8 protein-coding genes and 1 pseudogene are annotated in these 9631 nt (G+C 70.7%); 3 read left to right on the top strand and 6 right to left on the bottom strand.

Going from position 1 to position 9631, the window contains the following annotated elements; genetic code table 11:
- Positions 1–248 (bottom strand): annotated as a pseudogene (locus tag AB8A24_RS27510) (hypothetical protein); the annotation flags it as partial.
- A gap of 402 nt (positions 249–650) precedes the next feature.
- Between AB8A24_RS27510 and AB8A24_RS27505 the strand changes: the two are divergent.
- The gene (locus AB8A24_RS27505; RefSeq protein ID WP_369477886.1) at positions 651–3134 is read left to right on the top strand and encodes a GDSL-type esterase/lipase family protein; all 2484 of its coding nucleotides are present in this window, start codon (positions 651–653) and stop codon (positions 3132–3134) included.
- Positions 3135–3508: 374 nt separating this feature from the next.
- Here the strand turns inward: AB8A24_RS27505 and AB8A24_RS27500 are convergent, their stop codons facing one another.
- Complete coding sequence (locus AB8A24_RS27500) at positions 3509–4240, bottom strand: SDR family oxidoreductase (RefSeq protein WP_369477885.1); 732 nt, start codon at positions 4238–4240, stop codon at positions 3509–3511.
- 95 nt (positions 4241–4335) lie between these two features.
- Here AB8A24_RS27500 and AB8A24_RS27495 point away from each other — a divergent pair, with 95 nt between their 5' ends.
- Positions 4336–5187: a LysR family transcriptional regulator gene (locus AB8A24_RS27495; protein WP_328965346.1), complete on the top strand. Its 852-nt coding sequence runs from the start codon at positions 4336–4338 to the stop codon at positions 5185–5187.
- 313 nt (positions 5188–5500) lie between these two features.
- On the opposite strand, the gene AB8A24_RS27490 is transcribed toward AB8A24_RS27495, so the two are convergent.
- The 4 genes from AB8A24_RS27490 to AB8A24_RS27475 form a co-directional block, all read right to left on the bottom strand.
- The gene (locus AB8A24_RS27490; RefSeq protein ID WP_369477884.1) at positions 5501–6199 is read right to left on the bottom strand and encodes a class I SAM-dependent methyltransferase; all 699 of its coding nucleotides are present in this window, start codon (positions 6197–6199) and stop codon (positions 5501–5503) included.
- Between the two features lie 312 nt (positions 6200–6511).
- A complete protein-coding gene (locus AB8A24_RS27485; RefSeq protein ID WP_369477883.1) occupies positions 6512–6754 on the bottom strand; it encodes a hypothetical protein in 243 nt (80 codons plus the stop codon).
- A gap of 404 nt (positions 6755–7158) precedes the next feature.
- Positions 7159–7401, bottom strand: a complete 243-nt coding sequence (locus AB8A24_RS27480) for a hypothetical protein (RefSeq protein WP_369477882.1) — start codon at positions 7399–7401, stop codon at positions 7159–7161.
- A 153-nt stretch (positions 7402–7554) separates the two neighbouring features.
- The gene (locus AB8A24_RS27475) at positions 7555–9033 is read right to left on the bottom strand and encodes a long-chain fatty acid--CoA ligase (protein ID WP_369477891.1); all 1479 of its coding nucleotides are present in this window, start codon (positions 9031–9033) and stop codon (positions 7555–7557) included.
- Here AB8A24_RS27475 and AB8A24_RS27470 point away from each other — a divergent pair.
- Entirely contained in the window at positions 9018–9593 is a 576-nt protein-coding gene (locus AB8A24_RS27470; protein ID WP_369477890.1) for a TetR family transcriptional regulator, read from the top strand. The genes AB8A24_RS27475 and AB8A24_RS27470 overlap by 16 nt on opposite strands.
- The last annotated feature ends 38 nt before the right edge of the window (positions 9594–9631 follow it).

The raw sequence follows: 9631 nt of genomic DNA, 5'->3' as shown, positions 1-9631 counted from the left end.
GCACACCGAACGGCCGGCTCCGGATGCTCCGCGAAGCGGGCCCTGATCCGAGAGGGCACGGAGGAGTTCGCGGCGAGAGTCCGTACGGAGCCGAGGTCGATGATCTCCCCTATCAGTTCATCAGTCAGGTCCCGACGCAGCAACGCCACCGAGCGCCGAGCCCCCGAATGCTGGAGCAAGCGGCGCACCAGGTCAGCGGGCAGGTCCTCCTGGGTTGCCAGAGCACTGAGTTCAGCATCCAGTTCCATGGAACGCAGGGTAAGCCTCGGGCCTGGAAGAGGGCGCCCCGAACCGATCTGCCGTCGCAGCCGGCGGCCTGCCGGCGGCGGCGGCGCACCACGGGCTGCCGGCGGGCCCGCACAGGTCCACACCTCTGTAGGAAATACGCAGGTCGCAGTCGCGTGTACGCGGCACGAAGAAGCCGTCGTCCAAGGTGACGGGCCGGTGTACCGGGGCCGGTCCGGCGGCGCCGATGCGTGCCGCGGCCGTCTGGTTGACGAGACCTGCGGTGATCATTCTCACCGCCTCCGGACGCGGCCCGGAGGCCGCTCGGCGTGTGGGATGGGCACCGGCGGAAGTGCCGGGCGAACGCCCCTTCCCCCACTCCTGATTGACGTTCTGTCACCCCACCGTGGAGTAAGGATCCGTCCATGCCCTTTGTGACTGGTTCACCCAGACCCCCGGGCGGCCGCGCCCTGACCGTTCCCCTGCTCGTACTGGCCTTGCTGGCCTCGCTGTTGGCGCTGGCACCGCAGGCCGCGGCCGCGGACATCCCGACCCAGGAGGAGGTGAGCCGGGCCCTGGACAGCGCCCCGAGCACCAACTACTTCTGGACCGGCAGGACCGGCAAGTGCGCGGGCGAGGAGGACAGCGTCAAGGGCACGGCCGAGCAGCTCGCGCGGGAGCGCGGCGGGAAGACCCTGGAGATGCGGCTGCGCGAGGCGGGCGTGAAGATGCCGTCCTTCGACGCCCCCGACCCGGCCAAGGACATCTGGCGGTTCGCCTCCCGGGAGTACGCCCGCAAGACCAGCTACCAGGCCTGGGTCATCAAGGGCACCTGCGTCCGTGACGACAACACGTGGGAGGACAAGGAGTTCCCCAACCTCAAGTCCGGCGGACAGGTGCACTGCGTCTGGGAGATCGACGCCGAACACCCCTTTGCGGAGAAGCTCATCTGGAACGACTGGTTCTGGGGCGGCACCTGCCGGAAGGACGTGCACCTGTACAACAAGGCCAGAGTCGCCTGCTACGTGTACGACAGGCCGTCAAGCAGGTGGGATCACGAGAGTCTGAACGCCCGCACCTTCCGCGACCTCTGGTTCATCAGCGGTACACCGTGGCGCGGGAGGCGTACCGACCGGGCCGTAGACCGGAACGCCGAAGGATTCCTGTTCTCCATCGAGCCGGCTTCCTCGTTGTCGGGGGACATGGACAAGTTCCTCCACGACCACGACTACTTGCTCGGCTGGTTCCGCCCCGGGGACATCAGGCCCTACCGGGTCGAAGTCTTCGACTCCTCCACCACCTTCCACCGCGAGTGGTCCGAGCCGTACGACACCGTATGCGGGACCGGGGCCGGCTCCCCGGCCGCACCCCGCGGCTCGGCCGAGTTGAGCAAGCGGGCCGTCACGGTCATGCCACTGGGTGACTCCATCACCGCCGGTGTGGGCAGCTCCACCGCCGCCGGCTACCGGGCGCCACTGTACGACGACCTGAAGCGGGCGGCCAAGTCGGTGGACTTCGTCGGCTCGCTGCGCACCGGCACGATGCCCGACGGCGACAACGAGGGTCATCCCGGCCGGCGGATCGACCAGATCGCGAAGGCCGCGGACTGCTCGGTTCCCGCCCAGCGGCCCAACGTGGTCACCCTCCACGCGGGGACCAACGACCTCAACCAGAACCACGACGTCAAGGCGGCACCCGCCCGGCTCGGGAGCTTGATCGACCAGGTGCTCGACGACGACCCGGAAGCGACCGTGCTCGTGGCCGATCTCGTCCCGGCCACCAAGCCCGGCCTGCAACCGCTGATCGACGCCTACAACGCCCAACTCCCGTCCGTGGTAGGCGGCTTCCGCGACCGCGGCAAGCACGTCGCGCTGCTCGACATGAGCGCGGTGACCACCGCCGACCTCGCCCAGCCCGCCCACCCCAACGAAACCGGCTACCGCAAGATGGCGGACGTGTTCCTGGACGGCATCGCCCAGGCCGCGGCCGACGGCTGGCTGGAAGACCCCCGGAACGGCACCGGCAAGGGCTGCGGCTCGGCTGACGACGACGGCAGCAAGGCCGGGCCCGGCTGGGAGGCCATCGGTGTCATCGCCCCCGGCATGAACACCTGCACCGGGCGCACCGACCTGGTCGAGATCAACGGCGACGGCCGCGCCGACTACGTCAAGGTCGGTGACGACGGCTCGGTGTGCGCCGCCTTCAACACCCCCGGAGCGGACCTGCTGCACCCGCACTGGGTCAACCCCACGCCCGGGCGGGGCCTCTTCCCGCCGATGGGCCCGGCCGGCTTCGGGGCCGGCGTACGGTTCGCCGACGTCACCGGTGACGGCCGCGACGAGTACCTGTACGTCAGCCCGGAGGGCGCTGTGACGGCCTGGCTCAACGACGGCCGGCAGGGCGACGACGACCAACTCCCGTACTTCGGGCGCAACCTGGGCGTCATCGCCCCCGGAGTCCGCGGGGCCACCCGCGAGCAGATCCGCTTCGCCGACATCAACGGCGACCGCCGCGCCGACTTCCTGCGCGTCACGGAGACCGGGGCAGTCGACGCCTACGTCAACACCCCCGACAGTGACGGCACCATCCACTGGAAGGAGTGGCTGGACTGGGCCGGGGGCGTCCAGGGCGGTTCCCGCGACAAGCTGCGGCTCGCCGACGTCAACGGCGACCGCAAGGACGACTACCTCATCGTCGGCAGCACCGGGGCCGTCCACGCCTACATCAACAACGGGGGCGGCGGCGCGGGCAGCTTCATCAAGGAGATGTACTTCGTCAACGAGACCGGCTACCCCGGTGACAAGACGACGTTCCGCGACGTCGACGGCGACGGCAAGGCCGACTATGTCGTCATCTACGACGGCGGGGCGATCCGCGCCTGGCACAACCGCGGCGGCAACACCGGCTGACCGCCGTCAAGGGTCGCCGGTACCCCCGGGCCCGACGCGCCACCGCGTCCGGGCCATCGCCGGCGTGGTGATCAACTCCTCGGAGAGCGGCCGTTGGCCTGGTACTCCTCGGACCGATCGCCGACCGGCAGGCTGCCGGGTGCCGCCGAGCTCGGGCAGGTCACTCGGCGCGAGCCTCATCTGGGCTCGGCTGCGCATACACGACACCTGAACATGCGAGCTCACCGGTCCCGAGGCCGGGATCCCCTGGAGCCGGTAGCGGTGCGGGGCGTTGCCCCGGGCACCGGAGCGTTGGCAGGGACGGCCACCACGGATCTGTTCGAGATGCGTGGGCGCAGCGGCATCAGCCTGGCGGGTGATGGCCGCCGTGCACATCACCAGGGCACTACGCCGGCGTCGTCGAAGAACTGTCCGGTGGGGCCGCCGTCGGGCAGGGTCGCGAGTTCGATGGCGATCACCGCGCCCTGTTCGGGGGTGCGCACGCCGCGGAAGCCGTTGAGGTCGGTGGCGACGTAGCCGGGGCAGCCGGTGTTGATCAGGATGTTCGTGCCGCTGAGCTCCCGGGCGTATTGGAGGGTGACGGCGTTCAGGAACGTCTTCGACGGCGCGTACGCCGCGGACACCGGACCTGCCGTGTGCTCGGCGGCGGGTCCTGACTGCCGGGTGAGGGAGCCGACGCTGCTGGACATGTTCACGATCCGTGGTGCGGCGGAGCGGCGCAGCAGCGGCAGCATCGCGTTGGTGACGCGGATGACGCCGATCACGTTGGTGTCCACGACCGTGTGGATGGTGGCGGGGTCGATCCGGGTGGGCTCCTGTGGCATGTCGCCTGCGATGGCGGCGTTGTTGACGAGCACGTCGAGGCGTCCGGCCTGTTCGTCGATCAGCCGTGCGGCGGCGGTCACGCTCGCGTCGTCGGTCACGTCCAGCGGTACGGCGAACGCGTCGATGCCGGCGGCGCGCAGTTTCTCCACCGCGGCGCTTCGGCGCCGGTCGTCGCGGGCGCCGACGCCGACGCTCCAGCCGAGGGTGCCCAAGCCTGCGGCGATCTCGTAGCCGATTCCCTTGTTCGCGCCGGTGACCAGCGCGATCGTTCGTTCGTTCATAGGGACGATGCTGCCTTGGGGCCTCGGCGGGGGTCCAAGACCGATCGGGTGCGCAACGATACCGTCAGGGTATTGATCCGGGATAGCGTGGCCGGATGGAGACTCGGGAACTGCGGTATTTCGTCGCTGTCGCTGAAGAACTGCACTTCGGGCGTGCCGCGCAGCGGCTCGGGATCGCGCAGCCACCGTTGTCACGGGCGATCCAGCGGCTCGAACGCCGGCTCGGGGCAGTGCTGTTGGATCGGACCAGTCGCACTGTCACGCTGACCGAGGCCGGCTCGGTGCTGTTGGTCGAGGGCCGGGCGGCTCTCGACGCGGTCGAGGCCGCCGAGCGTCGGACCCGCCGCGCCGCCCTTTCCGTGACCGGCCGCCCCGGCCTGGTCCTGGTCACGAAGGCCAGCGCGTCCAGGGAACTGCTGGCGAGACTGCTCGACGCGTACGCCGCCGAGCCCGGCGCGGTCCCCGTCGACGTCATCCTGTGCGGTCCGGCCGAGCAGGAACGACTCCTGCGCGAGGGCCGGGCCGACGTGGCGCTGCTGCACCGGCCGTTCGACTCGACGGCCGGATTCCACACCGAAGAGCTCAGCACGGAGAGTCAGGTTGTGGTCCTGCCGGCCGGGCATCCGCTCACCGCCCGGGCCCATGTGCACATGGCCGACATCACCGGGCTGCCGGGCCTGCCCCTCCCCCGCTGGCCCGACCCCGACGGCACCTACCCGCCCGGCCCCGGCCCGCAGGTCCGCGACCACGCGCAGTTGTTGCAGCTCGTCGCGCTCGGCCGTGCCTGCGCGGTCTCACCGGAGTCGTGCCGAGCCCAACTGCACGGTGACCTCGCCGCCGTGCCCGTGCTGGACGCGCCGACAGTCACCACCGTGATCGCCTGGCCACCGCACAGCCGGTCCAGAGCCGTCGCCGACCTCATCCGGACTGCGACGCGTCTCCAGTAGCTCCCACACGCCCGGCCGGGCTCCACCCATCGTGGCCGGGCTCAGGCGGCGGATCGCGGTGGGTGCACGCGGCTGGGGTCAGCCTGCGCGACCAGGTGACATCCATCTCGACCACTCACACCTTCGCATCATTCATCCAGGGGGTGTCCGCGAAGTGGCGCCGGTCGCCCGAACGGCGGGCCCCGCGGCGTCCGGTGCCGTGCATGGCAAGGCGGAGGGCCGCCCGTGTACCGGACGCACTCGGGCGCGCCCGAGTACGCGGCGAGGTGCGGTGCCGGGCGTCGCGGGGCAGGCGGGACTCTGCGGACACGACCTAGGGCTGACCGGCGACCGGCAGAACCCGCACCCAGGTGCGGTCGCCGGTCAGGTAGTCGTCGACGGCGAGCCCCGCCTCCCTCAAAGCACACTCGAAGGCCTTGGAAGTCAGGGGGCGTGACAGGAACGTCTGGGTCCACTGCGCGTCCGAGAAGATGTATGCGACGCGGACGGACCGCACACCTGGGCCCACCGGCTCGGAGGACACCACCCGGACAAGACCGCCGGCGATCTTCCGCTCTCGTGGCAGATTCTCGTGCCGGTCTTCGCTCTCCCTCTGGATCAGCACGCAGCCGTCGTTCGCGACATGCTGTCGGCAGGCCCTCAGCAGCCCCTGGCGCACCTGTTCATCACCGGCGTGAACAAGGAATGACCCCAACAGCACCACATCGAAGCGCTCGTCGAGCTCCAGTTCCTCGATCGGACTGCACACGGTGCGGGCACCATGGACCCGCTCCAGCATCTGTGGAGATTCGTCGACGGCAGTCACGGTGAAGCCCCGCTCCACCAGCGGATGCGTCACGCGGCCCACACCGGATCCCAGTTCGAGGATGCGGGCCTGGGCGGGGACCGCCCGTTCGATGATGTCGGGCTCGTCGCCCACGGGGAGCCGCTCGTACAGCTCGACCGCACACCCGTCCGGCGTGATCGCTCCCGGCCCGGTTCCTCGATATCCCTCGCGCACCCGCCCGCTCATACCCCTATCCGAACACAGCCGGGGCCGCTGTGAAAGACCGCGCCTTCCTGCCTCCTGCTCCCCTCGGGGCTGCTTGGAATCGATCATCTGGCGCGGGCGGCGGGCCCGGCGCTGCACCCCCTCGAACGATCGCCGCAACCCGTGACAGCCATGACCACCACCGCTGCGCAACGCGGGCAACGGCAGCCGTCCCGTCCTGGCTGACGCTCACTGCGGACCGGGCACCTCGGCCGGGGCCGGCCCGCACGGCGCGGCCCCGGCGGGGGTTGGGGGCGTCGACGGCGGCGGCCACGCCGAGGGTGGTGTCGCTGTTCATCGCTGCGTCCGGCGGGCGTGGCGGGCGGCAGAGAGGTCGAGTACATCGTCGATGGCGGTTCGGGGCGGGCTGTCGAGATCAACGGCGTGGCTGCGCAGCATCGAGATCAGATGCCGGCCGACCGACGGGGCTTCGGCGGGGATGCCCCGGTCGAGGGCGGCGGCAGGCATGGTGGCGAGCTCGCGGGTGTGGTGGGCGAGGGCGGTGGCGGCGGGTGAGCTGCTGGGTGAGGGTGGCAAAGGCTTCCCCGGGCAGGGCTGCGAGGGGCCGCGCGGCGTCGAGCTCGTCGGCGAGGCGGCGCAGCATGGCGGCTGCGGTGGCGCGCGGGAGGTTCGAGCGGACGTCGGCGGGGCCCTGGTTCGGAAGGGTGACGATCAGGCGGTGCGTGTCGAGGGAAGCGAGGGTGACACCGTCGGGGGTGACGACGTCGGGTGTGCGGGTCACGGGGGTAGGACTCCTTGTCCGGGATCGAGGTACTGCTCATGCATGAGGGGAGGAATGGCACCTGTGAGCAGTCGTGTGGGGCCCATGGGACGTGCGCGGGACGGATGCGATGCGGGTTGGACGGGGGCCGGCCGGTGGTTCTCGTGGGTGGGGCGTGTCCCTCACGATCCGCCGGGACGGCGGACGGATGCTCCATGCGTCACGGTCGATGGCCGTCTGGTCGTGCGCGGTCCGCGTCGTCGTGGTCGGCAGGTACGGGCCAGTACGTGAACTGGGGTGCGGTGCGGTCCTCGACCGACTTGAGCGCGGCCTGGTGTTCCGGAGAGCCGAGGTACACGCCGTCCAGGGCCGCGGCCTTGTAGCGGCGCCAGGCCCATGCGGCGGCCGCGCGCGTGGCGCCGACGGCGGCCGCGATCGGGTGGATCCGGGCAGGGTCGGCCATGGCAGGGCCTCCTGTCGATGTCGTGGGTCCCCGCCCTTCGGGGCTGTTCACTGGTGAGCTCCGGCTACTCGTGCGCTAAGGCGCGCTCCTGGTCCTCGGGCGTGCGGGGCCGGCGGCAGGCGGGACAACACCGCTGGCGGGATGTGACACGGGTCAGGAATCGGTGGGGGTGATGACGATGTCCCGTTTGAGGATCTTCCCTGTCGGCCCTTTGGGGAGTGCATCGGTGAGCTTGACGATCCGCGGGTACTTATACGCGGCCACCTGAGCCTTGACGTGGTCGCGGATCTCCTCGGCGGTGGCCTGTCCTTCGGGCATGAGGACCACCAACGCTGCGATCTCCTCCCCCAACCGCGGGTCCGGTATGCCGACGACGGCGGCTTCGGCGACCGCCGGGTGCCTGTACAGGACCTCCTCGACCTCACGCGGGTAGACGTTGTGGCCGCCGCGGATGATCATGTCTTTCGCGCGGTCGACGATGAAGTAGTAGCCGTCCTCGTCGACGCGCGCGAGGTCGCCGGTGTGGAACCAGCCGCCGCGGATCGCCTCCGCGGTGGCGCGCGGCCGTCCGTGGTAGCCGGCCATGACGTTCTCGCCGCGGATCACGATCTCGCCGACCTCGCCGGTCCCCGTGCTCGTCCCGTCCTCGTTGACCAGCCGGAGCTCGACGCCGCGAACAGGCAGGCCTACGGAGCCGGGCTTGCGCGGCCGGTCCGGCATGTTGAAGGCGGCCACCGGGAACGTCTCGGACAAGCCGTACCCCTCTAGCACGTCAACGCCGAAACGCTGCTCGAAGCCGTGCAGCACCTCGACCGGAACCGACGCGCCTCCGGAGACCGCGAGGCACAGGCGCGGGGCGTCGAAGCCGTCGGGAAGCTCGGCGTGCACGAGCGCGGCGTACATGGTCGGGACGCCGAGGAGGACGGTGACAGCGTCCCTGTGGATGGTCTCCAGCGCCGCTGCCGGATGGAACCGGGTGAGGAGGCTCAGGGTGGCTCCCGCGGCCACGGCCGTGTCGAGGCCGCAGGTCTGGCCGAAGGCGTGGAACAGGGGCAGGCCGCCGAAGAGCACGTCGCCGGGGCCGACGTGGAAAAGGGTCTGCACGGTAGTGGCGGTATTGGTGAGGAGGTTGCGGTGCGTCAGTTCGGCGCCCTTTGGGGTACCGGTGGTGCCTGAGGTGTAGAGGATCACCGCGGAATCGGTGTCCTGCGCGTCGAAGACGGCGACGACCGGCTCGATACCGTCGAGCAGGGCGTCGAAACCGCCCGGTTCGAGTACCAGGCAGTCGGTTTCGGTGGCCGTGGCCGCCTCGGCCGTCTCCGCCGCCGACATCGGGGAGGTCAGCACCGTCCGGGCGCCGGCGTCGCGCAGGATGAAGGCGATCTCCGGGGCCTTGAGCAAGGGGTTCATCGGCACGACGACGGCGCCCGCGCGGAGGATGCCGTAGTAGGCGATGGGAAAGTGCGGGACGTTGGGTGTGATGACGGCCACCCGGTCGCCCGGGCGCACGCCGCGGTCCTGCAGCAGTGCGGCGGTCCGGGCGGTCAGGTCGTCGAGTTGGGCATAGGTCAGCGTAGTGGTCTCGTGTCGTATGGCGATGCGGTCACCGTGAGCCGCTGCGGAGCCCGTCAGCCCGCAGATCCTTCGCCACCCGCGGCTACGCCGCGACGTCGCTCCGGTCGATCGCCCAGGAGGCCGGCGTCGACCCCGGCCTGGTGAACTACTACTTCCGCACCAAGACCGGGCTGCTGGAAGAGGTGATGCAACCCCCGGAGGCGTTCGGCGCAGCCGTGGCCGCCGCCGCCGAACAGCCCATGGAGCGGCGAGGGCGCGCCTTCGTGCAGGCCGGCCTGAACCTGTGGGAGGACCCCGTCTCCGCCGAGATCCTGCGCTCCATCATCCTCACCGCCGCCCAGGAACCCGCCGCCCTGCAACGCCTGCGGCAGCTGTTCTCCGAACTCGTGCTGGCCGTCGTCTCCCACAGCCTGCCCGACACCGAATGCAACCTGAGGGCCAGCCTCATCTCCACCCAGATCGTCGGCATGGTCATGAACCGCTACATCTGGCAGCTGGGCGCCATCGCCACCCTCCCCGCCTCATCCGTCACCGACCTCCTCGCCCCCACCATCCAGCACTACCTCACCGGCCCCCTGCCCTCGAGCGCCGGCGACGACAGCCCGAGCCCGGGCTGACCCGAGCGGGCCGGCGAGTCCCGCCGACCGTTCTCCGA

Origin of the sequence: Streptomyces sp. BF23-19 (assembly GCF_041106355.1) — a bacterium.
GTDB lineage: Bacteria > Actinomycetota > Actinomycetes > Streptomycetales > Streptomycetaceae > Streptomyces > Streptomyces virginiae_A.
This window is presented reverse-complemented; position numbering and strand designations above follow the sequence as displayed.

Bases quoted from the DNA above. Each gene is read 5' to 3' on its own strand.
- AB8A24_RS27505 (WP_369477886.1), top strand. From the start codon at position 651: ATGCCCTTTGTGACTGGTTCACCCAGACCCCCGGGCGGCCGCGCCCTG.
- AB8A24_RS27500 (WP_369477885.1), bottom strand. From the start codon at position 4,240: ATGAACGAACGAACGATCGCGCTGGTCACCGGCGCGAACAAGGGAATC.
- AB8A24_RS27495 (WP_328965346.1), top strand. From the start codon at position 4,336: ATGGAGACTCGGGAACTGCGGTATTTCGTCGCTGTCGCTGAAGAACTG.
- AB8A24_RS27490 (WP_369477884.1), bottom strand. From the start codon at position 6,199: ATGAGCGGGCGGGTGCGCGAGGGATATCGAGGAACCGGGCCGGGAGCG.
- AB8A24_RS27480 (WP_369477882.1), bottom strand. From the start codon at position 7,401: ATGGCCGACCCTGCCCGGATCCACCCGATCGCGGCCGCCGTCGGCGCC.